25 protein-coding genes, 1 rRNA gene and 1 riboswitch are annotated in these 24,661 nt (G+C 29.8%); all 26 genes read right to left on the reverse strand.

Annotated features, from left to right (window positions below; genetic code table 11):
• Positions 1-276 precede the first annotated feature (276 nt).
• On the reverse strand, positions 277-864 hold the full coding sequence (locus tag ACI48P_RS21395) for a precorrin-2 dehydrogenase/sirohydrochlorin ferrochelatase family protein (protein ID WP_475219431.1): 588 nt from the start codon (positions 862-864) through the stop codon (positions 277-279).
• Between the two features lie 166 nt (positions 865-1,030).
• Entirely contained in the window at positions 1,031-2,005 is a 975-nt protein-coding gene (gene hemB, locus ACI48P_RS21400; RefSeq protein WP_475219433.1) for a porphobilinogen synthase, read from the reverse strand.
• 70 nt (positions 2,006-2,075) lie between these two features.
• A complete protein-coding gene (cobA, locus tag ACI48P_RS21405; RefSeq protein WP_475219435.1) occupies positions 2,076-3,572 on the reverse strand; it encodes a uroporphyrinogen-III C-methyltransferase in 1,497 nt (498 codons plus the stop codon).
• Positions 3,562-4,467, reverse strand: a complete 906-nt coding sequence (hemC, locus tag ACI48P_RS21410; protein WP_475219437.1) for a hydroxymethylbilane synthase — start codon at positions 4,465-4,467, stop codon at positions 3,562-3,564. The genes cobA and hemC overlap by 11 nt, the downstream gene beginning before the upstream one ends.
• A gap of 30 nt (positions 4,468-4,497) precedes the next feature.
• Positions 4,498-5,217 (reverse strand): cobalt-factor II C(20)-methyltransferase, encoded by a 720-nt coding sequence (locus ACI48P_RS21415; protein WP_475219439.1) that lies wholly within the window; start codon positions 5,215-5,217, stop codon positions 4,498-4,500.
• A 24-nt stretch (positions 5,218-5,241) separates the two neighbouring features.
• Complete coding sequence (locus ACI48P_RS21420; protein WP_475219441.1) at positions 5,242-6,042, reverse strand: sirohydrochlorin cobaltochelatase; 801 nt, start codon at positions 6,040-6,042, stop codon at positions 5,242-5,244.
• 24 nt (positions 6,043-6,066) lie between these two features.
• Positions 6,067-6,816: a precorrin-6A reductase gene (gene cobK, locus ACI48P_RS21425; RefSeq protein WP_475219442.1), complete on the reverse strand. Its 750-nt coding sequence runs from the start codon at positions 6,814-6,816 to the stop codon at positions 6,067-6,069.
• Positions 6,813-7,538 (reverse strand): precorrin-3B C(17)-methyltransferase, encoded by a 726-nt coding sequence (gene cobJ / locus ACI48P_RS21430; RefSeq protein ID WP_475219444.1) that lies wholly within the window; start codon positions 7,536-7,538, stop codon positions 6,813-6,815. The genes cobK and cobJ overlap by 4 nt, the downstream gene beginning before the upstream one ends.
• Positions 7,535-8,722: a cobalt-precorrin 5A hydrolase gene (cbiG, locus tag ACI48P_RS21435; protein ID WP_475219446.1), complete on the reverse strand. Its 1,188-nt coding sequence runs from the start codon at positions 8,720-8,722 to the stop codon at positions 7,535-7,537. Before cbiG ends, cobJ begins: the two co-directional genes overlap by 4 nt.
• On the reverse strand, positions 8,706-9,458 hold the full coding sequence (locus ACI48P_RS21440) for a cobalt-precorrin-4 methyltransferase (protein ID WP_475219474.1): 753 nt from the start codon (positions 9,456-9,458) through the stop codon (positions 8,706-8,708). The genes cbiG and ACI48P_RS21440 overlap by 17 nt, the downstream gene beginning before the upstream one ends.
• The gene (locus tag ACI48P_RS21445) at positions 9,458-10,024 is read right to left on the reverse strand and encodes a decarboxylating cobalt-precorrin-6B (C(15))-methyltransferase (protein WP_475219448.1); all 567 of its coding nucleotides are present in this window, start codon (positions 10,022-10,024) and stop codon (positions 9,458-9,460) included. The genes ACI48P_RS21440 and ACI48P_RS21445 overlap by 1 nt, the downstream gene beginning before the upstream one ends.
• Positions 10,014-10,622 (reverse strand): cobalt-precorrin-7 (C(5))-methyltransferase, encoded by a 609-nt coding sequence (locus ACI48P_RS21450; protein WP_475219450.1) that lies wholly within the window; start codon positions 10,620-10,622, stop codon positions 10,014-10,016. Before ACI48P_RS21450 ends, ACI48P_RS21445 begins: the two co-directional genes overlap by 11 nt.
• On the reverse strand, positions 10,619-11,767 hold the full coding sequence (gene cbiD, locus ACI48P_RS21455; protein ID WP_475219452.1) for a cobalt-precorrin-5B (C(1))-methyltransferase CbiD: 1,149 nt from the start codon (positions 11,765-11,767) through the stop codon (positions 10,619-10,621). The genes ACI48P_RS21450 and cbiD overlap by 4 nt, the downstream gene beginning before the upstream one ends.
• 8 nt (positions 11,768-11,775) lie before the next feature.
• Positions 11,776-12,408, reverse strand: a complete 633-nt coding sequence (locus tag ACI48P_RS21460) for a cobalt-precorrin-8 methylmutase (RefSeq protein WP_475219454.1) — start codon at positions 12,406-12,408, stop codon at positions 11,776-11,778.
• A gap of 1 nt (position 12,409) precedes the next feature.
• Positions 12,410-13,282: a GHMP family kinase ATP-binding protein gene (locus ACI48P_RS21465; RefSeq protein ID WP_475219456.1), complete on the reverse strand. Its 873-nt coding sequence runs from the start codon at positions 13,280-13,282 to the stop codon at positions 12,410-12,412.
• Between the two features lie 2 nt (positions 13,283-13,284).
• Positions 13,285-14,355, reverse strand: coding sequence for a threonine-phosphate decarboxylase CobD (gene cobD / locus ACI48P_RS21470; RefSeq protein WP_475219458.1), 1,071 nt, complete (start codon positions 14,353-14,355; stop codon positions 13,285-13,287).
• A gap of 15 nt (positions 14,356-14,370) precedes the next feature.
• The gene (cbiB, locus tag ACI48P_RS21475) at positions 14,371-15,318 is read right to left on the reverse strand and encodes an adenosylcobinamide-phosphate synthase CbiB (RefSeq protein WP_475219460.1); all 948 of its coding nucleotides are present in this window, start codon (positions 15,316-15,318) and stop codon (positions 14,371-14,373) included.
• A 1-nt stretch (position 15,319) separates the two neighbouring features.
• Positions 15,320-16,693: a cobyrinate a,c-diamide synthase gene (locus ACI48P_RS21480; protein ID WP_475219462.1), complete on the reverse strand. Its 1,374-nt coding sequence runs from the start codon at positions 16,691-16,693 to the stop codon at positions 15,320-15,322.
• Between the two features lie 9 nt (positions 16,694-16,702).
• Positions 16,703-18,217, reverse strand: a complete 1,515-nt coding sequence (locus ACI48P_RS21485) for a cobyric acid synthase (protein WP_475219463.1) — start codon at positions 18,215-18,217, stop codon at positions 16,703-16,705.
• A gap of 185 nt (positions 18,218-18,402) precedes the next feature.
• A riboswitch (cobalamin riboswitch) is annotated at positions 18,403-18,592 on the reverse strand.
• A 58-nt stretch (positions 18,593-18,650) separates the two neighbouring features.
• Positions 18,651-19,253, reverse strand: coding sequence for a histidine phosphatase family protein (locus ACI48P_RS21490; protein ID WP_475219465.1), 603 nt, complete (start codon positions 19,251-19,253; stop codon positions 18,651-18,653).
• 27 nt (positions 19,254-19,280) lie between these two features.
• Positions 19,281-20,045, reverse strand: a complete 765-nt coding sequence (gene cobS / locus ACI48P_RS21495) for an adenosylcobinamide-GDP ribazoletransferase (RefSeq protein WP_475219467.1) — start codon at positions 20,043-20,045, stop codon at positions 19,281-19,283.
• 3 nt (positions 20,046-20,048) lie between these two features.
• Positions 20,049-20,609, reverse strand: coding sequence for a bifunctional adenosylcobinamide kinase/adenosylcobinamide-phosphate guanylyltransferase (cobU, locus tag ACI48P_RS21500; RefSeq protein ID WP_475219469.1), 561 nt, complete (start codon positions 20,607-20,609; stop codon positions 20,049-20,051).
• 12 nt (positions 20,610-20,621) lie between these two features.
• The gene (gene cobT / locus ACI48P_RS21505; protein ID WP_475219476.1) at positions 20,622-21,668 is read right to left on the reverse strand and encodes a nicotinate-nucleotide--dimethylbenzimidazole phosphoribosyltransferase; all 1,047 of its coding nucleotides are present in this window, start codon (positions 21,666-21,668) and stop codon (positions 20,622-20,624) included.
• A gap of 192 nt (positions 21,669-21,860) precedes the next feature.
• Positions 21,861-23,156, reverse strand: coding sequence for a glutamate-1-semialdehyde 2,1-aminomutase (gene hemL, locus ACI48P_RS21510; protein ID WP_475219470.1), 1,296 nt, complete (start codon positions 23,154-23,156; stop codon positions 21,861-21,863).
• A gap of 18 nt (positions 23,157-23,174) precedes the next feature.
• The gene (hemA, locus tag ACI48P_RS21515) at positions 23,175-24,410 is read right to left on the reverse strand and encodes a glutamyl-tRNA reductase (RefSeq protein ID WP_475219472.1); all 1,236 of its coding nucleotides are present in this window, start codon (positions 24,408-24,410) and stop codon (positions 23,175-23,177) included.
• A 145-nt stretch (positions 24,411-24,555) separates the two neighbouring features.
• Positions 24,556-24,661, reverse strand: a 5S ribosomal RNA gene (gene rrf / locus ACI48P_RS21520); the annotation flags it as partial.

Here is a 24,661-nt window from a genome sequence, read left to right on the forward strand (position 1 = left end):
CCAGGATCAAACTCTCAAATAAAAGTTTAACGGGCTCAGATACTGTTATATATCTGGCTTTGTTTGGTTGTTTCAAATTCTATAAATTAACCTACTGTTTAATTTTCAAAGTTCATTTTCTAACTTTCTTCAGTTTACCAAAGTTGTATAACTTTGTCAACTCTTTTCGAAAATTGTTTTTTCTTTTGTTTATGTCCCGTTCTTAAGGACAAGTAATAATATATCATTTTTGTTTTATATCGTCAATAGTTTTTTAAAACTTTATTTCATAAATTATTACTTATACTTCTCTTCAACTTTTCTTAACTCTTCTAAGCTTAGATTTACCAGTTGATTAAGTATTCTTTTTCTTTCTTTTGCATCATCATAATTTTTGATAATATTGCTTCTACACTTTCCTAAAAGATTAATATACTCCTCATAATTATCATCATATTTTTCTTCTAATTCTTTTTTAATCTTAGATGATAGCGACGGACTTTTTCCACCTGTAGAAATACTAAGTAGTAAATCACCTCTTCTTATAACAGATGGCACTGTGTAATTACATAATTCAATGTTATCAACTACGTTTACTAGTTTGCCATACTTTCTACAATATATTCCTATTTCTTCATTTATTTTTCTATCATTAGTAGCCGCTACAACAATAAAACTAGACTGTATGTATTCTTCTTTATAAATGTCTTCTATTAACTCTACATCTTCATTAAGCTCATAAAATTCATCTATAAACTCTTTCGATACAACTTTTACTTTTTTTCCAAAGTCTAAAAAATTTCTGCACTTTCTGTAAGCTACATCCCCTCCACCAATAATAGTTATTTCTAAATCCTCTAATTTTATATTTATTGGATATAACATCTCAATCTCTCCTAACTACTAAGTATTTGCTATATTGTGATTTATTACGCTTTTATTCTATATAAATATAAAAATTTTGCAACATCATCTATAATTAACCTTAATGTATAAGATATATACCTTAAATAAAAATAGACTAGTTGCAAAATTTTATTTTAATTAAATATTATTTATTTCTCATTTGTTTTGCTAGTTCTTTGGCAAAATAAGTTATTATTATATCTGCTCCAGCTCTCTTAATAGACATAACTGATTCATATATAGCGCCTTCACCTAATATTCCATTTTTCACAGCTGATTTAAGCATAGCATATTCTCCACTTACATTATAAGCTGCAAGAGGTAAATCAAAAGTATCCTTTGTTCTTCTTATTACATCTAAATAAGATAATGCTGGCTTAACCATAAGTATATCTGCACCTTCAGCTACATCTAATTCTGATTCTATTATTGCTTCATTGCTATTTGCAGGGTCCATTTGATATGTTTTTCTATCTCCAAATGAAGGTGCTGAATTAGCAGCAGCTCTAAATGGTCCATAGAAAGTAGATGAATACTTAGCACTGTACGACATTATTGCTATATGTTCAAAGTTTTCTTTATCTAAAGCTTCTCTTATTGCTTTTATTCTGCCATCCATCATATCTGATGGTGCAACCATATCAGCTCCAGCCTTAACATGACTAAGAGCTATCTTAGCTAAGTATTCTAATGTTTTATCATTATTTACATATCCATTATCATTTAAGATACCACAGTGCCCATGGCTAGTGTACTCACACATACATACGTCTGTTATTACGTTCATTTCACTATCAATTTCTTTTATTTTTCTAATAGCTCTTTGTATTATTCCATTTTCATCAAATCCCGGTGTAGCACATGCATCTTTCTCATGGTCATGAGGTATACCAAATAATATTACATGCTCTATTCCTAATTCTTTTAATTCCTTTATCTCATCTTCTAACATATCAACAGAGAAATGGTATACATCTGGTAAAGATGATATTTCTCTCTTTATATTTTCACCTTCTACGATGAATAGCGGATATATGAAATCTTCCACGTTTAATTTAGTTTCTCTTACTAAATTTCTTATTGCCTTATTAGCTCTTAATCTTCTTGGTCTTCTTAACATAATTGTTTCCCCCTTGGTAATATATATAAATCTCCAGCTTAAACAGTGGGATTTTTAGCATTTTTATAAATTATTTAATTAAAGCTTCAACCACTGAATTTATTGTTGCTTCTTCAGCTTCTCTATGTAAATCTAGTTTTAATTCTTTTATAGTGTTGGTCGTTATAGGTCCTATAGATATTATTTTTGTATTATCTAACTTATCTATATTCTCCTTACCTATTATTTCTACAAAGTTACTTGCTGATGATGAACTTGCGAAAGTTATATAATCAATAGACTCATTTTCTAATAGTTCTAAGATTTCTTCTTTCATTTCATTATCTATAACAGTTTCGTATGTATGTACTTCACTAACACTACAAATTTCACTTAACTTATCCACTAGATAATCTCTAGCATTTTTTGCTCTTGGAATTAGTATTTTATCTTCACTAGTTAAATTAGGCTTTATTTCTTCAAATAATTCCTCTGATACAAATTTTTTAGGTACTATATCTGGATTTATACCTCTATCAGCTATAGCCTTAGCCGTAGCTGTTCCAACTGCACAGACTTTTATATTTGCTAGTGCTCTACAGTCTAATTTCATTTCTTTTAACTTATCAAAAAATATTTCAACCGCATTTTTACTAGTTAAAACTAAATATGAGTAATCTTTTATATTTTCTATTTCTTTTTCTAGTAAAGCATTGTTCTCTATTTTTTCTATCTTTATTGTAGGTACTTCTATAGGGTTTCCACCTAAGTCAATTATTTTCTCTACAAGACTACTACTTTGAAGTCTAGTCCTAGTTACCATTACATTCTTCCCAAACAATGGCTTTTTCTCAAAGAAGTTTAACTTTTCTCTTAGGTTTACAACGCTTCCAACCACAATAAGTGTAGGCGGTTTAACTTTTTCTTTTATAGCAGTTTCATATACTTCAGCTAAAGTTGATGTAACTACCCTTTGGTTAGCTCTAGTAGCCCAACTAATAAGTGCTACTGGTGTATCCTTAGATTTACCTTCTCTCATTAGATTATCGCTAATTTTTTTAAGGTTACTTATACCCATTAAAAATACAAGGGTACCTTTATTATTTGCTAGTGCATTCCAGTTAAGCTCTCCACTATCATCATCTCTTAAGTGACCAGTTATTACATGGAAAGAAGATGCATGATCTCTATGAGTTATAGGTATACCTGCATAGCACAATCCCCCAATAGCAGATGTTATTCCTGGTACGACTTCAAAATCTATATTTTCATCTACAAGTATTTCAGCTTCTTCTCCTCCCCTACCAAATACATAGGGGTCTCCACCTTTTAACCTTGTAACTATTTTTCCTTCTTTGGCCTTTTTAGCTATTAACTCATTTATTTCATCTTGAGGTAATGCGTGGTTGCTAGATGCCTTACCTACATATATAAATTCACAGTTAGGATTAGCTTCTTTTAGGTATTGATCATTTGCAAGTCTATCATAAATTATTACATCTGATTTTTTTATACACTCCAGACCTTTGATTGTCATTAACTTATAGTCACCAGGTCCTGCACCTACCAAGTAAACTTTACCCTTCATAGTTCTCATACTCCTTTAATATTAGTTTCGATAGCTCTAGTCCAACTTCTCTAGCACAGCTAGACTTTCCTTCAATGATTTTTGTTACAAGTTTAGTTCCATCTTCATCACCAAATAATCCTACCAAACTTATATTTTCCCCATTTACTTTACAATAAGCACCTATAGGAATATGACAACTACCTTGTATTCCATCTAAGAAACCTCTTTCTGCTTCAACTTGTATCTCAGTTTCCTTATCCTTAATACAACTTATCATTTGTTCTATTTCTTCATCATCTTTTCTTATTTCTATTGCTAATGCTCCTTGAGCAGGCGCTGGCAATATAATATCCATAGGTAAATAGCAACTTATTTTTTCTTTTAGTCCAGCTCTTAAGATACCTGATGCAGCTAGTATTATTCCATCTAGATTTTCATCTTTTATTTTTCTTATTCTTGTATCTATATTACCCCTTATAGGAACTATATTTAAGTCAGGTCTATACTTTAATAACTGATATTTTCTTCTTTTACTTCCAGTTCCAATAGTAGCTCCTTTTGGTAGTTCATCTAAATGCTTATATCCTTCTCTTAATATTAAAACATCTCTTGGATCTTCTCTTTTAGGTATATTTGCAAACTTAAGCCCCTCAGGCAAAGTAGATGGCATATCTTTCATACTATGTACTGCTATATCTATTTCTTTATCTAAAAGTTGTTGTTCTATTTCTTTTACAAATAGACCCTTATCACCTATTTTATCTAAGGCTACATTTTGTATTAAATCTCCTTTTGTTTTGATTATCTTTACTTCAAAATCAGCGTCAGGAAAGTTTTTACTAAGTTCACTTATTACCCAGTTCGTTTGAATAAGAGCCAGCTTACTACCTCTCGTTCCTACTATTACTTTCATACTAAATCTCCTTTAGATTAATCTTCTTGTCTATCCTACTTTATTCTCTATATTATTTTCTTTATTTACTAATATTGTTGAGAAATAAGATATCTTTTCTTCTAAGTGCACATCTCTTAAATCAGTATATACAACCTCTCCTTCTTGAGAAGAGTTACTCACTAGTATAGCACTGTCTAGTAAGTTATTTCTTTCTAGCTTTTGTATTATTTCTTTAAAGTTCTTGTACACTTTCATTAAAACTATTGAACTATAGTTCTCTAGTGCATAGTCTATTTTTTCTTCTTCCATTGTACATGGTATTATTATCAGAGGCTCTCTATCCATAACTAACGGGAAATTTTGGTTAGATGCAATATTTGAAAAAGATGATATTCCTGGTATTGTTTCTACCTCTATACTACTTATTAATCGCTCCATGATATACACATAAGTACTATATATCATCGGATCTCCTAATGTAACAAATCCAACATTACGCCCTTCTTTAACATCATTTACGATTTCTTCTGCTATTTGGTTCCAAGCAATTATTTTCTCACCATCATTAAAATTCATAGGGAAGTGTCTCGTTTTTATATCTAAACTATCTGGAAGGTATTCACTAACTATACTTAAAGCTAAACTTTCTCCACCTTTTTTAGATTCTGGTGTATATAATATATCTAAGTTTTTTAATGTATTCACCGCTTTTATAGTAAGTAAAGAACTATCACCAGGTCCTGTTCCTATTCCATAAAATTTTGCCATTTTAATTTTCCCCCAATCTATGTATTAGCATATTGCCTCTAGTTGTTTTACTTTTTCTATACAATCAATAGTATGACTAACAAACTTATCTTGTATATAAGGATTTTCTCCTAAGCCTTTTAGATGAATTTTTATATTAAAGTTATGTTCTTCAAGTATTGTCTTCCAAGAATCTTCTTCATCTCCTGCCATATCGTTTATTGCATGATCTCCTGCAACCAACATAAAAGGCATTAAGTTAATAGTTTTTATATTATCTTCCTTTAACCTTTTAATAACATGTTCTATTTCTGGATATCCTTCTACTGTACCTACATAAGCATTTATCCCATTATCTCTCAGAACATATTCTAATGCAGGGTATGCAGAGTGAGATTCATGGAAAGTACCATGTCCCATAAATACAACAGCTTCATCTTTTTTCATTTCAGGAATTTGATATTCAATTGCCTTTACGGTTTCTTTATAGTCTTCTATGTATGTAAGTAGCGGTCTTCCTAATATAATCTTTTTAAACTTTGATTGATAACTCTCTACTTGTTCTTTTAATTTATTAAATTCTTCTCCACAGATAATATGAAGTGTTTGTACTATAACTTCCTCATAACCTTCCTCGTGAAGTCTATCTAATGCCTCTATAGGATTTTCGATTGTTATATTGTCTCTCTTCTTTATCTTTCTTATTATCATGTTTGATGTATATGCTCTATAAAAATCATACTCTTTTAAATTAGCTTTTATTTTATTTTCGCATGCTTCTATTGTCTTTTTTCTAGTTTCTTCATAGCTTGTTCCAAAGCTTACTACTAAAACTGCCTTTTTCATAACTTTGCTCTCCTATAGTTAAATTTATATCATATCAATTATTTTTTCTGTATCATTAATCACAGTTGGGTAATTCATTAATTGCCTTTTTATTATTATTACAGGAATGTTTAGTGATTTACATGCTATTACTTTTTCTAAAAAACCACCAGCCACTCCACTTTCTTTCGTAATTACTACATCGACATTGTATTGTTTGTATGTTTCTTCATTCATACTTTGGCTATAGGGACCTTTCATAGCTATTATGTTATCACCATTTAATCCAAGTTGTTCACAAGCTTGAATCACTTCACTAGTAGGTAGCACCCTAGCAACAAGATTTTTATTACTCATCTTATCAATGTATTGATCTAGGTTTTTACTTCCTGTTCCTATAAATATGTTCTTACCTATTTTGTTTGCAATACGACAAGCCTCATCAATACTGCTGACTATATATTTATTCTCATAGTCTATTTCTTCTATTAAAGACTTTCTCTCAAACCTTACATAATCTACCTTACTTATGTTTGAACATTCAATAGCATTTTTAGATACTTCTACTGCATAAGGATGAGTTGCATCTATTATTTTATTAATATTATTTTCTATAATGAAATCTAGCATATCTTCTTTACTTAATTTCCCTAATACAATATTCTCAGTGTATTTTGTAGCAATCTCTTTTCCATATTCAGTAGTTACAGAAAGAACATAGTCCACATTATTATGCTTACTTAATTCTTTGCATATTTCTATACTATCAGATGTTCCTCCTAAAACTAAAATCATACAGTGTAACCTCTTGGTGTTATCATTAGATCCTCATGAATAAAAGTAGATTTATTACCTATAACAACCATAGTAGTCATATCTACTCTTTCAAAATCCATAGTTTCAAATGTACATATAAATTTATTTTCATTTTCTCTTCCAACATCTTTTACTATTCCAACAGGTGTACTCTTATCTTTAAACTCACCCATTATTTCAAAAGCCTTAGCTAAATGTTCACTTCTCCCTTTACTTCTAGGGTTGTATAAACAAACTACGAAATCAGCTTCTGCTGCCAATCTTAATCTTTTTTCAATAACATCCCATGGAGTTAATAAGTCGCTTAAGCTTATATGGCAAAAATCATGCATTATTGGAGCACCTAATATTGCTGCTGCACCTATACTTGCTGTAACTCCTGGAACTACTTTTACAGGTATTTCTTGTTCTTCTTTTGAAGTTAATTCTAAAATAAGCCCTGCCATTCCATATATACCTGCATCTCCACTACTTATTACAGCAACCTTTTTACCAGACTTAGCTATTTCTACAGCTTCCTTACATCTATCTATTTCTTGTCTCATTCCATTTTGAACAACACACTTTCCTTCTATAAACTCTTTTATTAAATTTATATAAGTTTTATATCCTACAATAACTTCAGCATCTTCTATTGCTTGTATTGCTTGTAGGGTCATAAGTTCTTTACTTCCTGGTCCAATACCTATAACATATATCATATTTTCAATCTCCCAACAGAGAATGTTATTCCCTTGTATTTTTGTTTTTGTATTATTAAATTTCTATTACTTAATATGTATGCCACTGGTTCTGCAACTGAATAAACACCTACATTTTGCTTCACCCAATCAGATTTATCAAATAAATAGTCTACTTCACATATTTCACTTACAGAAATAGTTTTGAATGGTACCTTTAAATATTTGCCCAAATCTATAATGGCTTTTTCATGTTTCTTTATTTCAATGCTTCCTATTTCTTTTATAGATTTTATATCTATGTTATTACTATTTAAAAAATCTATAAAAGCATTTTGAAGCTCCAAACTATCAATATTTTTTCTGCAACCAATACCTATAACTATGTCTTTAGGTACTAGCTTTATAAACTTTTCTTTATTTATATCTTGGTTAATATGTACAATCTCTTTTTTATTGCTAATAACAACAATCTTTTTAAATTTATCAATTATACTTTTATTACCTTCATATAGCTTGCTTAGACTCTTTGAATTATCTAATACTTCAAATCCTCTAGTATCTATGTCATAATCTCCATCAATGTACAAGCCAACAGGTTTATTGTTTACTAACATAGAGTTTATTTCTTTAACATTATCTCTAAAATTATCAATATGACCATCTAACTTTTTAGCTATAATATCTAAAGCTGACTTTTTATTTACATCAGTTGCTGTAGTTATTACAGGGTTGGCATTTATAAGTTTACTAATATATAAAGTCATTTCATTAGCTCCACCCATATGTCCACTTAATAAGCTAATAATATTTTTTCCTTGCTCATCAACTACTAAAATAGCTGGATCAGAAAATTTACTACTTATAAAATCAGCTATACTCCTTACTACTATACCTGTAGCCATAATAAAAATTATATAATCATATTTATCAAATATCTCACCTACAAAAGTTTTTACTCTGCTATTAATTCTCTGAACATTAGCTTGTTTATTAATAGCTATTGATTCTTCGATATTTTTTTTATCATTTTGATGAATAGTATTTTTTCTGTCTTCTATAGCATTTTCTTCATTATTTGTTAGGTTATTATTATTTTTTATATAATAGATATGACCATCATCTAAAGCTTCTTGTATCTTTATACCTAACTTTTGGCCATTTTCTGTTATACATAATATTGCAATCTTAGAATCTATACTCATGTTTAAAGTCCTTATCATATAGTTTAGAGTTGTTGTACTCTTTACCTAAGAACTCGCCAACCATTATTAATGCAGTCTTATTAATGTTATTTTCTTTTACTTTATCTGCTATGTCTTCTAATGTTCCTTTTACTACTTTTTCATCTGCCCAAGTAGCTTTATATACTACTGCTATTGGTGTAGTTTTTGGATATCCACCTTCAACTAATTTAGCTACAACTTTTTCTATTTCTTGAACTGATAAAAATATTACCATTGAAGTTTGATGCGCTGCAAAAGATTCTATAGATTCCTTTGGTGGCACCGGAGTTCTTCCTTCCATCCTAGTTATAACTACACTTTGTGATATTTCTGGAACCGTGTACTCTACGCCTAATGCAGACGCTGCTCCTAAAAAAGAACTTACACCTGGAGTGCAATCATAACCAATATTCAATTTATGTAAATCTTCTACTTGCTCTCTTATTGATCCATATATAGAGAAATCACCTGTCTGTAATCTTACAACAGACTTATTCTCTTTGATTCCTTTTTCCATAACATCAATTATTTGTTGTAAATCCATATGTGCACTGTTGTGTATTTCACATCCTTCTTTACAATAATCTAATAATTCTGGGTTAACTAATGAACCTGCATATATTACTACATCTGCACTACTTAAAAGCTTATACCCCTTTAGTGTTATTAGTTCTTTATCTCCTGGTCCTGCACCTACAAAATGTACTTTACCCATCATAGTTCTTCTTCCCCTTTTTCACATGATATTATATAAATCGGGTTTAGAGGTTTGAAATACTCACCTTTACCCAGTTTTTCTAACTTAGAAACATTTAGAACACTTACATCTATATTTATAAAGTTATTTTTTCTTAACAATTTCAGAGTTTCATTAAACGTATCAACTATAATGAAATTCGCAACTAGTCTTCCACCTGGAACTAATAGTTTCTTAGACCATAATATTATCTCTTCTAAGTTATTTCCTGTACCACCAAGAAAAATTGCATCTACTTTTTCATTAATATCTACAGGTGCATATCCTCTTATTACTTCAATATTTTTAAGTTTAAATTTTTCTATATTTTGATTTATTAGATTTATAGCATCATCATTCTTCTCTACTGATGTAACAGATATATTAGGATAGTGATATGCAGCTTCAATACTCACACTTCCTGTTCCTGCTCCAACATCTATAAATCTCTTAGAATTTACTAAATCAAGCTTATTTATTGATATTGCTCTTACTTCTTCCTTAGTAATAGGAACCTTCCCAGTAATAAACTCACTATTCCTCATCTAATATCACCACAACATTCATATCAAATTTTTCTATTTTTAATATACCTTCGGGGCTTCCTATTGTTATTTTTTCATTTTCATAAGAAAGATTTTCCCCTACAATAATAGTCTTTTTTAGATTTCTACTTTCTATTTCTTTGCATATTTCATGAGGTCCTATGTTGCTATCTGTAACCATACATACCTTCTTATGAGAAAGTATATAATCAAAATCAGGCACCTTACCATGGCTGCTAGTAATATATAAGTCATTCATATCAACATATATTTTAGAAAAAATATATTGTAAAGAACTAATACCTGATACAATGTTTAGCTTTTTCCTGTCAATATTTTTACTTAGATATCTTGCTATTCCATATATAGATGGATCTCCTGATGCAACAATAGATATCTGTTTATGACTATTTTCTCTGATATATTCTAGAATTTCTTTTAAATTAGAAGATAGCTCTATTTTTTCACCTTCAAAGTCATTAATAGATTCCAAATTTCTTTTTCCTCCTATTAATACCTCTGAAGAAAGAATTAGTTTTTCTCCCATTTTAGTTATGTAATCTTCATTCCCTGGACCTAGTCCTATTATGTTTATCATCTAAATACCTCCACCAAAGAATCTGCACTATCTGACTTTCCAAGTAGAACCTTGTCCATAGAGAACATCATAACCTCAACTTGCATTTCTTCATCTAATAAGTATTCATCTATTTTGTATTTACACTTATTACTTAATATATTGTAAAGTCCTATATATTCACTTTTATTAATAATCTCAACTGCACCTTCAGCGGTTACACAATTGCTTATTTCTTTCAAAAACTCATATGGTGCTTTCATCATTGCTAAATTTGCTATCAATATTTCATTTCTAGCATCTGCAACCTTACTATGAGTATTAAATATACCTGCAGATATCTTTACATATTTTCCAATATGACCTGCCATAAGTATTTTTTTATATCCTATTCTCTGAGCTTCTTTAAGCATGTAACCTATAAAGTTGCTAGTTCTTACTACATACTTCATATCAAGCCCTAGTTCTTCTTTTATAAATACTTCTCCATGATTTCCTGGAACTAATATTATTTTGTCTAAACCTTGAGCTTTCTTCATTTCTAATTCTATCGATAGTGACTTTTTCCATCCTTCATCACTCATAGGCTCTACTATTCCTGTAGTTCCCAATATGGATATTCCACCAACTATACCAAGTCTGGGATTAAAGGTTTTTTTTGCTATTTCTTCTCCCTTTGGAGCAGAAATAGTTATTTTAATAGATTTATTTTGACCTATATTATTCTTAAAGTCATCTCCTATTATATTTCTTACTTCCTTATGTATCATCTTCATGGGTACAGGGTTAATAGCAGGCTTACCAACTTCTACACTTAAGCCTTTTTTAGTTACAGTTCCTACTCCTATACCTCCAGATACTATAATATCCTCTTCATCAACTCGATCAATAAACTCAGCTTTAGCGAATATATCCATAGTATGGGTTGCATCTATATCATCGCCACCATCTTTTTCTATAGAACATATTGTATAGTCATTACATATTGTGATGTTTTTAACCTCTAAGCTTAGTGGTATTCCTTTTGGTGTATCTATATTAATATTTTCAATTCTTTCTTTAGCAAACAGCATTGCTGTAGCCGCCTTTGATGCCGCAGCTGCACAAGACCCAGTTGTATATCCTCTTCTATATTTTTTTCCATCAATATATACGTACTCTTCCATATGTTTACCTACATAGCATATAAGATAGCATTAACTATTGCTGCAGCTAAGTTACTTCCGCCTTTTCTACCTTTTGATATTATATATGGTAAGTTGGTTTTTTCTAGTTCATCCTTAGACTCTGCTGCTCCCACAAATCCTACAGGAACACCTATTACTGCATCTACCTTAAGTTTTTTAGATGTTTCCATTTCCATAACTTTGTATAAAGCAGTTGGAGCATTACCAAGTACAAATATTTTTCTACCTTCTTCTCTTGCTGCTATTTCTACAGCGGCCATAGAGCGAGTTATACATTTTTCTTTTGCAAGGTTGGCAGTTTCTTCATCTGCTACTAAGCATTTGTATTTGCAGCCTAATGCATCTAATCTTTTTTTGTTAATTCCACTAAGTGCCATATTTGTATCTGTATATATAGTCGCATTATTTTTTAAAGCATCTATAATATTTTCAACTACAGTTTCTGAGATTTTTAATATATCTAGGTATTCAAAATCTGCTGTAGTATGGATTGAACGCTTAATTATTTTTTCTTCTATTTCATTTTTAAATTTATATCCTGGTCTTATTTCATCAATTATATCCTGTATCATTTCAAAGCTTTTACTTTCTATCATCATAGGATTTTTAATGTATTCCATCTTATTTCCCCCTAAGGCCTCCATCAATAATATCTGAAGCGTATATTTTGTTATAAAAAGAATTTATTTTAGCATCGTATAATAACTCTAATAATCTTTTTTCATTCATATCTCTATCAATAATAATTCCAACTACTGTACCACTATGTGCTATATTTACACCATAGGCACCATAGGAATTAGATATTTCTATTATTTTATTTAATTGATACTTTTTGTGTATATTTTCATTTGCCAAACTACTAAGGGTAGCTGCCCTTCCAATAAGATTTAAGTCATTCTTTGTTATTCCTTGTTCTAACAATTCAAAAGCTTCTTTTATAGTCTCTTTATTTCTTATTTTTCTTTCGTTATAATCAGGAATGCTTCTTATTCGTTTTGTACTTAAAGTCTTTTTGGGCTCTAGTATTATTACTTTTCCATTTTCTATATTTCCTAGAGATTTTATTGTTTCTCCTGTTATAGGGTTAAAAATACTATTTTTATCTAAATATATAGAATCAGTAGGTTCTATTTTAGCTGCCAACTTTGCTATATCTTCATTAGATAGACTCTTATTTATTAGTGACAGTGTGGCTTTTATAGTTGCACCTATATCTGCCGTGGAACTTGCCATCCCCTTACCTACAGGTATATCACTATTAATTTGTAAAGATATATTTCTACACTCTCTTACTGGTATTCCAAATCTTTTAAAAACAGACTTTATTGCCATTCTAGATTTATAAGGTCCTCTTTGTACATCTTCTAATTTTTCTTCTACAATCGCCTTTGAATATAAGTCTATTGCATATGAACACAAATACTCTTCCTTGTCTAATATACCTTGTACAAACTCTCCACAAGATGCTGGGCAAATTCCATAGGCTTTCATTATTAATTACCTAAAAAATTCTTCATATATTTTATAAGCTTTTCATTTTCTTCATGAGATTTTATAGCTACTCTTATAAAGCTGTCATCCAAACCTATAAAGTTAGAAGCATCTCTTATAAGAATCTTACCTTCTTCTAGTAACCTATTTTTTATCTCATTAGAAGTATTTTGTTTTAATTGAATTAGTACAAAGTTTGTGTCTGTGTCATATACCTTAATAGAATTTATTTCTTTTAGGGCGTTTAGCATATATTCTCTTTCTTTCACGTAATACTCTTTACTACTTTTTATATAATCTTTGTCTTTAAAAATATAATTAGATAAATTATCTGCAAAAGAGTTTATAGTCCAAGGCTCCTTATATTTATAAATATTTTCTATTATATTTTTATTACTTGTGACTCCATATCCTAGTCTTAAGCCAGGTAATCCAAAGAACTTTGTAACGGCTTTAAGTATGAATAAATTATTATATTTATCTACATACTTAATTAAGCTGTATTTTTCTTCAAGTTCTACAAATTCCATAAAGGTTTCATCTACAATTAATAATTTATTGTTGCTTACCATTATTTCTAATAATTCTTCTAAATCCTTTACTTTCCCATTTGGATTGTTAGGATTACATACAAATAAACTGTCAAATTTATTTATGTTTTCTTTTATGCTATTTATATCTATTTCAAAGTTATTATTTTTATCTAAGTCAAGATTAATCACTTCTAAATTATTTAATCTTGCACTTCTTTCGTACTCTGAAAATGTAGGATTTAAGATGGCTAATCTTTTTCCTATACTTTTCATCATAAGGTAGATTATTTCTGTTGCTCCATTGCCAGGTATTATAAAACTAGGGTCAATGTTAATATAATCCGAGATATTTTTTCTTAGGTTAAAATAATTTATATCTGGATAAGAGCTACATTCCTTTAATCCTTCTAGGATGTACTTTTCTAATCCAGGGATTGCTTTTGGGTTTATATTAGAACTAAAATCTATTATGTCTTTAGGGTTTATTTTATATTTTTGTGCTATAGCACTGACGTTAGCTCCATGTCCTAAATCCTTCATCTACATCCTCCTTTGTTAGAATAATGTTGTAAATATTAATGTGAATACTACCATAGATGTAATTGAAGTAGCATACATTATTCTGTTTGTCTTAACTATATCGTCTTTTTCTATTTCTCTATTTTTATCACCTATAGTAGGCTTATAAACTGCTTTTCCAAAGTATATATTAGTTCCTCCAAGTTGAACTCCTAAAGCTCCCGCGACTGCGCCTTCAGGATAAGCACAATTTGGACTTTTATGGTTTTTTCTATCTCTTATAGAAATGTTAAAACATTTTTTGTAGTCATATCCTAATATCATACTTCCTAATGTCATAAGAATTACAGATATTCTTGCAGGTATATAATTAGCAATATCATCAATTTTCGCTGATGCAAATCCTAAATTCATATACTTATCATTTTTGTATCCAACTGTAGAGTCTAAAGTATTGATTGCCTTATATGCCATTGCAAGTGGCGCTCCACCTATAAAAGCATAAAACATAGGCGCAATTATTCCATCTACTGTATTTTCGGCAACTGTCTCTACTGTAGCTCTTATTATTTCTTGCTTACTTAAATTAGTAGTGTCTCGTCCTACTATATAAGATAATTGGATTCTAGATTTCTCTAAATCTCCTGTTTTTAAAACATTATATATTTTTACTGCCTCATCTTTTAAACATTTTGTAGCTAATGTAGTGTAAATAATAAAAGAGTTTACTAATATAAATACTATTTCATTAAAACTACTTAGCTTTACAACTCCATAAGTTATTAAATAAGTAATTCCTACTGTGATAAACCAAAGAAAAAATCCGCCTATTTTTAAGCCTTTATCACTTTTAGCTATTTTCCTTATGTTATTTTCAGTTATTTTTATAAGCTTCCCAATATACCTAACTGGATGAGGAAAAGAATACGGATCTCCAACTATTAAATCTATAATGTATCCTATATAAATAGATAATATATTCATATTAATTATTTCCTTCCATACCCTTGCTTAAGTAATTCTCTACACAATTTAAGTTGTTGTAAAAATGCGTATGTAAGTAAGATGCTAAAGTATTTCCTTTACTATATCCTCCATCCCACTCATCAACTACTATGTCTTTTCTTTCTTTTTTCATAGCATAAGCACAATTTTCTTCACTTTCAAATACTGAGTGATGGAATTCATGACCTTTTATTATTTCACCTTTTTTAGATAAGATAGTATCTTCTTTTGCTACGCCATAGCAATATCCAAATCTTTTTAGCGAAGATGTCATCTTACTTATACCTTTGAATATTCCAACCATGTCGTATTCTTTCTTATCTTGGTCTTCCAATTTTTCTCCAAGATACATAAGTCCACCACACTCTGCATAAATAGGAATGTTATTTTTATGAGCTTCCATTATAGACTTTCTCATAGTTTCATTGTTTTGTATCTTTTCTCCGAAGATTTCAGGGAATCCTCCACCTATATAAATATAGTCTGCCTTTGGAACTTCTTTATCTTCAAGAGGACTAAAGTATTTTACTTCTAATCCTAAATCTTCTAATAACTCTATATTCTCTCTGTAGTAGAAGTTAAAAGCTTTATCATATGCTATTGCAATCGACTTATTTTCTACTTTATTTTTGTTAATAAAGCTATCTATATCAAAGCTATTTTCTATTTCTTCTGTTTCTGATATTTCTATTATTCTATCAATATCTATGTATTTTTCTATTTCAGAAGCTAGATTATTAAACTTATTTTTTAAAGCATCTAGTTCTATACTTGGAACTAATCCTAAATGTCTTGAGTCTAAAGAAAACTCATCGTTAGGAGGGAAGTATCCAAGTACTTCAACATCACAATATTTTTCTATTGCACTTTTTATTATTTCATAATGTCCTTTAGTTCTAACATTGTTTACTATTACACCTTTAAGATTAAGATTTTTATCAATTTCTTTATATCCCAATACCATTGCTGCTGCTGATGCCGCCATAGCCTTTCCGTTTATAACTAGTATTACTGGTGCATTTAATATTTTAGATGTGTGTGAACTTGTACAATCATCTAATTCTATACCAAAACCATCATATAGTCCCATAACACCTTCAATAACACTTATATCAGCATCCTTAGAGGCTCTATTAACTATGTATTTTACTTTTTCATCATCTAACATATAAGAATCCAAATTTCTTGAGTATCTTTTAGTTATAAATGTATGATAAGAAGGGTCTATATAATCAGGGCCTACCTTAAAAGGTTGAACCTTCATTTGTCTTTTTGTAAGTGCCTGCATTATTCCTAAAGATATAGTAGTTTTACCTACTCCACTACTAGTTCCTGCTATTAATATTTTCTTCATATGTATCACCTAACCCATAATCTCGTAGATTTTTTCTATATCTAAATGTTCTCTTAATAAGTCAGCTAACTTATCGTACTCTTTTTCCTTAAACTCCATAAAAGATGTAACTTTGCTATCTAATCTTTCTAAGTTTTTAGCTTCTCTAATATTATTTAGTAATTCTCTAGTAAAATCTATTTCATCAAATATTCCATGAAGATATGTTCCTACTACATTACCGTATTCATTAACACTACCTTCTGTATAATTAACTTCTTCGCCTAGTTTTTTATCTATAGTGTTTAAACTATTAATCTTTTTACCTCTAGAAGTTATCCCCATATGTATCTCATATCCGGTTACTTTTTTACCTTCTAGTCCTTTTAGATATCCACATAATCCACTATTTATTGTGGCTTCTACTTGAGTAGTTGTCTTTTCTAATTCAAATATAGTTTCTATATCTAAAAGTCCTATACCGTCTATTTCTTCAGTTTCGCCTTCTACATGGTATGGGTCTTTTAGTTTTTTGCCTAACATTTGATATCCGCCACAAATACCAAATATTAACTTACCTCTTTTATGTAATTCTTTTAATTGTGATTCTAGGCCACTTTCCCTTAAGTACTTTAAATCATCTATTGTACTTTTGCTTCCTGGAAGTATTACTATGTCAGGATTTCCTAAAGCTTCACCATAGTTTACATATCTTAAACTAACATCTTCTTGTGTTTCAAATATGTTAAAATCAGTAAAGTTAGACATATGCGGTGTTCTTATTATTTCTATGTTAATATCCTTATTCTCCATTTTATTTTTAAATCTAGTTGTTACACTATCCTCATCTTCTATCTTCACATCACTATAAGGAACTACCCCTAAAACAGGTACTTTTATAATTTCCTCAAGCATTTTTATTCCGTCTCCTAAAAGCTCTTTTCTTCCTCTAAATTTATTTATAATTACACCTTTAACTCTTTTTCTTTCTTCTTCATCTAATAAAAGCATGGTACCTGCTAATGACGCAAATACTCCACCTCTATCTATATCTCCAATTATAATAACGGGAGCATCAGCTATTTGTGCCATTCCCATGTTGGCAACATCTCTCTCTTTGAGATTTATCTCAGCACAACTACCTGCACCTTCCATTACTACAACATCATATTCACTACTTAATTCTTCAAAAGTTTCTTTTAATATGTTTACAACCTTTGGTTTGTAATCATGATACTGTGTTGATGACATATCTTCTCTTACTTTACCATTTACAATAACTTGGCATCTGTGATTTCCAGATGGTTTTAGTAATATAGGGTTCATTTTTGCAGTTGGTTCAATTCCTGCGGCTTCTGCTTGAAAAACTTGAGCTCTTCCCATTTCTAAACCTTCCTTCGTAATAAAGGAATTTAGTGCCATATTTTGAGATTTAAAAGGCGCTACCTTATTTCCATCTTGCTTAAATATTCTACATAGTCCAGCTACTAAAACACTTTTTCCAACATTAGATGCCGTGCCCATAAGCATTATTTTTTTCCCCATAAATTCACATCCTTATCAATATATAATTTATATATCTATTTCCTTACTCTCCTTATATATCTCAAATACCAATATACTTATATCCAATCTTAATACACAAAAAAGCCCTAACTCTAGTGAGATAGGACTTTTATTAATAAATAAACATATATATATAAATAAAAATCTCTCACCCCGAAGATCTCATCACAAAATTAAATTAGGCAGGTATCCTGGCTCAACTTCATCCTACTCCTATTCCTTCCCATCAAAAGACAGTGGCTTTATTTAATAGTTTCGTCCGTTTTACAGTAGCGGGGGCTGCAAAGGCTTCTCACCTTTTTCCCTTTTAAATTCACACTCCTTAAATGATTTACTTTTTGAAATATTTTTTATTTCATTGCTAAAATTAGAAGTGTAAAACCTAAATTAATCTAATATTCAATTTTATTATCTAAACGAAATTTTTATTATTCATCATGTTTATTACTGCAAATCTATTTTCTACCTCTATCATTGTAACAGAAGCATTATCAATTTTAAAGTTCCAATGATATTCATAGCTATTTGATATCAAATAAGAAATTATATTCCTGATAGTTCCTCCATGAGAACAAATTAATATAGTTTCATTATCATTTTCACTAATTATCTTTTCTATTTCCTTACTCACTCTATAATAAGATTCAATTAAACTTTCTCCATTTGGATATTTATATTCATATCCTTGGTTTATCATCTTATCAAATTCATCACGGTGATTATTTTGTATTTCTTCAAATGTTATTCCTTCGAAATCTCCAAAGCTAATTTCTTTTAATGTTTCTCTTTCTATTATTCCTATATTCTTTATATTAGCCAAAGGTTCTACAGTATCCTTTGTTCTTTTTGAAGTTGTTGCAAAAATTTTGTCTATTTTTTGTTTTTCTAGGTAATTAGTAAGTTTTCTTACCTGTTTTTTGCCTTCTTCACTTAATACGCTGTCTATATGACCTGATAATCTACTTTGCTCATTATCTTTAGTCACTGCATGTCTTACTAAAATCAATTTAGTCATTTCATCACCTCTTTTAAGGCTTTTTTATTATCTTATTAGTAAATAAATATATACTAGATATAATACTTCAGAAAGTTCTATGGTGCATCCTAATATATCTCCAGTAACTCCATCTATTTTTTTATAAACATGTTTCTTAAATAAGTTTATAAATAAAAATACTATAACTATTGAACTGATTATTTTTATAATGGCAATACTTTGCGCCAAAAATATAAATTTACTAATAGCTATTATTAATAATACTGTATATGTAGTCCCTACAACAATCATGTTCATTGTACATTTTCCTATGAATAAGTTTCCCATACCTTTTTCTCTAGGAGTTTTTGTTTTATAAGTTATCGTAAGTACTCCTAATCTAGCTATTACAGGCATAAATACTATAAGCCATAATGATTCATTGATTATTAAACTGTTTATAAACCCTACTTTAAGTAATATTAAAAACATTATCGCTAATAGTGAGTTTGTACCCAATCTTGAATCTTTCATTATTTCTAACATTTTTTCTTTATCTCTATAACTATAAAGTGCATCAAAAGTATCACCTAGACCATCAATATGAAGCCCTCCAGTTAAAATTACACTTGCTAATGTAATTATTATAGAAGCAATAAATGGATCAAATAATTTAGTTGATACTATGCCTATTAAAAATGTTATTATACCTAAAACAAATCCTACTAGCGGAAAATAATATAGCGTCTTATGAAACTCTTCATCAAACCCTGTATCCATGTTTATAGGTATTCTAGTCATAAATTGTAATATTGATATAAATCTTTTCATATGCTATCCCTTTATTTTCATAGGTATTCCACTAACTACAAAGTATACCTCATCACTTTCTTTTGATATTTGTTGATTTATTCTACCTACTATATCAGCGTATACTCTACTAAGCTTGTTATCAGGTACCACACCCATTCCTAATTCATTGGTAACAATAACAAAATACAGATTAGTGTTCTTAACCTCATTAAGTAGTTTATTCATCTGGTCTTTTATGTAGAACTCTAATTCATTAATTTGATTCGTATTACAATTATCTATATCAATTCCATATGTAAACATAAGGTTATTAACTAATAAAGTAACACAATCTAATATGACTGTATTATGCTTTTGATTAACATCTTTAATTATAGAGTAAATATCTTTGTAAATCTCATATGTTTTCCAGCTTTGAGGTCTACTTTCCTTATGCTTTTTTACTCTATCTTTCATTTCATCATCAAATGGTATAGATGTTGCTATATAAGCTGTATCGTTATTTCTGTCTATGCAAAGTTGCTCTGCAAAACTACTTTTTCCTGACCTAGCTCCACCTGTAACTAGAATAATTTTGCTCATATTCGGTCTCCTTTATCTTCCCATGTCTATTTCATCGAATGTTGCCATATTCTTATATGTAAAATTTGACGCTTCAATTATATTAAATGCTAATGCTGCACCACTACCTTCTCCTAGCCTCATATCCATATTTAAGACAGGATTTAATCCAAGAATTCCTAATGCCTTATTAGCTCCTACTTCTGCAGATGTATGAGATGCTATCATGAAATCTCTAGTCATCGGGTTTATTTTGTATGCAAGTAATGCTGCTGCATAAGATATAAATCCATCTATAACTACAGGTATTTTATTAGCACTACAAGCTAATATTACCCCTGCCATAGCTCCTATCTCAAATCCACCAACCTTTGATAATACATCTATTCCATCTTCTGGGTCTGGATTATTTAATTCTATAGCTTTTCTTATTGTATCAGATTTATGTTTTAATCTTTCTTTTTTAAGTCCAGCTCCTATACCAGTTATCTCTTCAGGATCACATCCTCCTATAACAGATATAATAGCTGTACTTGGAGTTGTATTTCCTATTCCCATTTCTCCAATACCTATAAGCTTATAGCCCTTATTTATGTATTCCTCTGTAATTTCTATACCTATCTCTAGACATCTTATTGCTTCTTCTCTAGTCATGGCAGGTCCTTTAGCCATATTAGAAGTACTCTTTCTTATCTTTCTGTCTATAACGCCTTCTAATTTTTCATCACTATTAATTCCTACATCTACCGCTACAACATCAGCTCCAACAAATTTAGATATTGTACCTACACCGCATATCCCTTTTGCAAAGTTTGGAAATTGAAGTACTGTTATATTTTGAGGGTCTGGAGCAACACCTTCTTCATACACACCATGATCTCCTGCAAAAGCAATAATAGCTTTCTTTTCCATATCAAAATATTTACTCTCGTAAATTCCTGCTAATTGCACACAAATATCTTCCATTTTACCAAGACTACCTTGAGGTTTTATAAGTCTGTCTAATCTTTGTCTAGCTTGATTCATAGAAGATTCATTTAGTGGACTTATATTTTTTGATATACTTTCTAATAAATTCATTTCTAATGCTTTCATTTATTCTCCTTTCTTTGGGCAGAAAATATTTTACCTAGCCCAAAGGGCTAGGTATTATTTTTAATCTAATTGCCTCACCCTAAAGAATACTATGTAAAATCTAATTCTATACATTATAGATAATATCCTTTAAAGTTTATATTATTTTGGCAATTAAAACTACTATTTTATTTATTTTTACAGATTATGAGCTATTTTTAATGCCTCATAACTTGCATTTATTGTATATTCTATATCTTCCATTGTATGTGCATTAGATAAGAACATAGCTTCAAATTGAGTTGGGGCTAGTAAAACACCTCTTTTTAGTAATTCCTCAAAGTATTTGTTAAATTTAGGTACATCACATTTAGTAACATCATCATAATTGTTTATTGGACCTTTTGCAAAGAATAAACAAACTAGTGAACCAGCTCGATTTATTGTATAATCTAGTCCTAATTTTTTAATATTATTTTTAAGTCCTTCTTCTAGCTTTATAGCTTTTTCTTCTAATTCAGTATAAATATTTGGATTATCTCTTAATATTTCTAAATTCTTTTTCCCCATATACATAGCTAGTGGGTTCCCAGATAAAGTTCCAGCTTGATAAACAGGTCCTACTGGAGATACCATATCCATTATTTCCTTCTTACCTCCATAAGCACCTACAGGAAGTCCTGCTCCTATTATTTTACCGAAGCATGCCATATCAGGTTCTATACCAAAGTATCCAACAGAACTACTATAATTTAATCTAAATCCTGTAATTACTTCATCAAAGATTAATACTGCTCCATATTCTTTAGTTATATCTCTTAGTAACTGTAAAAACTCTTGTGTTCCTGAAACTACACCCATATTCCCTGCTACAGTTTCAACTATTACAGCCGCTATTTCATGACCTTGAGTTTTAAATATTTCTCTTAATGCATCTAAATCATTATATCTAGATACTAGCGTATCTTTAACTACGTCCTCTGGTACTCCAGGACTTGTTGGAACTCCATATGTAATTGTACCTGACCCTGATTTAACTAATAGTGCATCAGAATGACCGTGATAACATCCTTCAAATTTTAATATCTTGTTTCTTCTTGTATAAGCTCTAGCTACTCTTAATGCACTCATTGTTGCTTCTGTACCAGAGTTAACCATACGAACTTGATCTATTGCAGGATAAGCTTCTACTATTAATTTAGCCATATCTACTTCAATAGCCGTTGGTACACCATAACTAGTACCTCTTTTAACGATCTCTTCTATTCCTTCTACTATTTCCTTTGGACTATGACCTAGCATTAATGGTCCCCATGAACATATGTAATCTATAAATTCATTTCCATCTACATCATAGATTCTACTACCTTCTGCTCTATCTATAAAAATCGGATCTAATCCAACTGATTTAAAAGCTCTCACTGGACTATTTACGCCACCTGGTATATATTTAATTGCATCTTCATATATTGCTTTTGATTTTTCATTTTTCATTTGTTTTTCCTCCTAATATTAGATTTCAAATAACTCTTCTATTAATTTTATATATTCTTCCCTCTTACCTTTGTCTTTAACTTGCTTTAGATTTATTATAGGTTCTCTAATAACTCTTTTTAAAGCTGATGTCATCATTTTATCAATTATTTTTTCTTCCCTTGCAGAAACATTAATTTTCCTAAATATGTAATCTAGAGTGTCTTCTCTAATTTCTAGGCACTTATCATTTAGAGATTGTATAGTAGAATCTATAACTATTGAGTCTAGCCACTGTATAAATTCATCAGACTTTTCTTCTATAATTTCATACCCAATACTAGCCAGTTCTTTCCTTTTTTTATCATTTTTATCTTGTATTTCTTTTAAATCGTCTATGTCGTATAGTTCTATATTTTCAATTTCATTTATTTTTGGATCAATATCCCTCGGAAGAGCTATATCCATCATATAAAGTTTATGCTCTATTTTAGGTATATCTTTGTATTTTACTACTAGATGAGGTGATGCAGTAGCACTAATTACTATATCTACATCATTGAGTACACTATATCTATCTTCATACTTTATAGGCACAATATTTTTATACTGTTCTTGTATTTTGTTAAACTTATCACGACTACGATTAGATACATATATAGTTTTAACATTTTCTTCTTCCAAATGATTCATTGCTAACATACTCATTTTTCCAATACCTATTACAAGAACTCTTTTATCTTTTAGCGTTCCAATTTTTTCTTTTAAAAACTTTATTCCTATATAACTTATAGATAAAGGTTGCTGTGATATCTTTGTCCTGTTTTTTATTTCTTTTGATGTTGTTATCGCATCTCTAAATAACTTATTGAATATTTTCTTACTTGATCCAATATTCATCGCAAACTGATGAGCATCTTTTACTTGTCCTAGTATTTGATCTTCACCTAAAACTATAGAGTCCAGTCCTGCTGTAACTCTAAAAAGATGATCTACAGCTTCTTTGTTAATTTTAGAGAAAAGGTACTCTTTTATATTAGGATTATTAAAAAACTCTTCATAAAAGTCTTTCACTTCTTCTAATTTTTTATCAATATCCTCTGCTTGTATGTATATTTCACTTCTGTTACATGTAGATAGTATAATAACTTCATTAATATCTTTATCTAGCAAACAATTTATAGCTTCTATTTTTTTTGTGTCCGTAAAAGCTACGCTCTCTCTTATTTCAATTGGGGTTATGTTGTGGTTAACCCCAACAACAGCTATATTCATAATTCCCCCCTAGTCTATGATTTTATTATATTTTATTGTTACATATACAATTAATTGTTCTAGCATTATTAAGTATATCTCTATTGTTATATTTTGTAAATTCCAACTTAAATTTTTATTTAATTTTTTGCATAAAAAAAAGATTACGTGGCTACGTCCTACTCTCCCAGGAGGTTGCCCCCCAAGTACCATCGGCGCTAAAGAGCTTAACTTCTGTGTTCGGAATGGGAACAGGTGTATCCTCTTTGCTA

Source organism: Romboutsia sp. LXY-2, assembly GCF_056171995.1.

Coding starts and splice junctions, on each gene's coding strand:
- ACI48P_RS21465 (WP_475219456.1), bottom strand. CDS start 13,282: ATGAAAGCCTATGGAATTTGCCCAGCATCTTGTGGAGAGTTTGTACAA.
- ACI48P_RS21415 (WP_475219439.1), bottom strand. CDS start 5,217: ATGGCAAAATTTTATGGAATAGGAACAGGACCTGGTGATAGTTCTTTA.
- cobS (WP_475219467.1), bottom strand. CDS start 20,045: ATGAAAAGATTTATATCAATATTACAATTTATGACTAGAATACCTATA.
- ACI48P_RS21395 (WP_475219431.1), bottom strand. CDS start 864: ATGTTATATCCAATAAATATAAAATTAGAGGATTTAGAAATAACTATT.
- ACI48P_RS21445 (WP_475219448.1), bottom strand. CDS start 10,024: ATGAGGAATAGTGAGTTTATTACTGGGAAGGTTCCTATTACTAAGGAA.
- hemA (WP_475219472.1), bottom strand. CDS start 24,410: ATGAATATAGCTGTTGTTGGGGTTAACCACAACATAACCCCAATTGAA.
- ACI48P_RS21440 (WP_475219474.1), bottom strand. CDS start 9,458: ATGGGTAAAGTACATTTTGTAGGTGCAGGACCAGGAGATAAAGAACTA.
- cbiB (WP_475219460.1), bottom strand. CDS start 15,318: ATGAATATATTATCTATTTATATAGGATACATTATAGATTTAATAGTT.
- hemC (WP_475219437.1), bottom strand. CDS start 4,467: ATGAAAGTAATAGTAGGAACGAGAGGTAGTAAGCTGGCTCTTATTCAA.
- ACI48P_RS21460 (WP_475219454.1), bottom strand. CDS start 12,408: ATGGAATACATTAAAAATCCTATGATGATAGAAAGTAAAAGCTTTGAA.
- cobJ (WP_475219444.1), bottom strand. CDS start 7,538: ATGATATATGTTATAGGTATTGGACCAGGAAGTAAAGAACTTATGACC.
- cbiG (WP_475219446.1), bottom strand. CDS start 8,722: ATGAGTATAGATTCTAAGATTGCAATATTATGTATAACAGAAAATGGC.
- cobU (WP_475219469.1), bottom strand. CDS start 20,609: ATGAGCAAAATTATTCTAGTTACAGGTGGAGCTAGGTCAGGAAAAAGT.
- hemB (WP_475219433.1), bottom strand. CDS start 2,005: ATGTTAAGAAGACCAAGAAGATTAAGAGCTAATAAGGCAATAAGAAAT.
- ACI48P_RS21490 (WP_475219465.1), bottom strand. CDS start 19,253: ATGACTAAATTGATTTTAGTAAGACATGCAGTGACTAAAGATAATGAG.
- cbiD (WP_475219452.1), bottom strand. CDS start 11,767: ATGGAAGAGTACGTATATATTGATGGAAAAAAATATAGAAGAGGATAT.
- cobD (WP_475219458.1), bottom strand. CDS start 14,355: ATGAAGGATTTAGGACATGGAGCTAACGTCAGTGCTATAGCACAAAAA.
- ACI48P_RS21485 (WP_475219463.1), bottom strand. CDS start 18,217: ATGGGGAAAAAAATAATGCTTATGGGCACGGCATCTAATGTTGGAAAA.
- ACI48P_RS21450 (WP_475219450.1), bottom strand. CDS start 10,622: ATGATAAACATAATAGGACTAGGTCCAGGGAATGAAGATTACATAACT.
- cobK (WP_475219442.1), bottom strand. CDS start 6,816: ATGATTTTAGTTTTAGGAGGAACATCTGATAGTATAGAAATATGCAAA.
- ACI48P_RS21420 (WP_475219441.1), bottom strand. CDS start 6,042: ATGAAAAAGGCAGTTTTAGTAGTAAGCTTTGGAACAAGCTATGAAGAA.
- cobA (WP_475219435.1), bottom strand. CDS start 3,572: ATGAAGGGTAAAGTTTACTTGGTAGGTGCAGGACCTGGTGACTATAAG.
- ACI48P_RS21480 (WP_475219462.1), bottom strand. CDS start 16,693: ATGAAGAAAATATTAATAGCAGGAACTAGTAGTGGAGTAGGTAAAACT.
- hemL (WP_475219470.1), bottom strand. CDS start 23,156: ATGAAAAATGAAAAATCAAAAGCAATATATGAAGATGCAATTAAATAT.
- cobT (WP_475219476.1), bottom strand. CDS start 21,668: ATGAATTTATTAGAAAGTATATCAAAAAATATAAGTCCACTAAATGAA.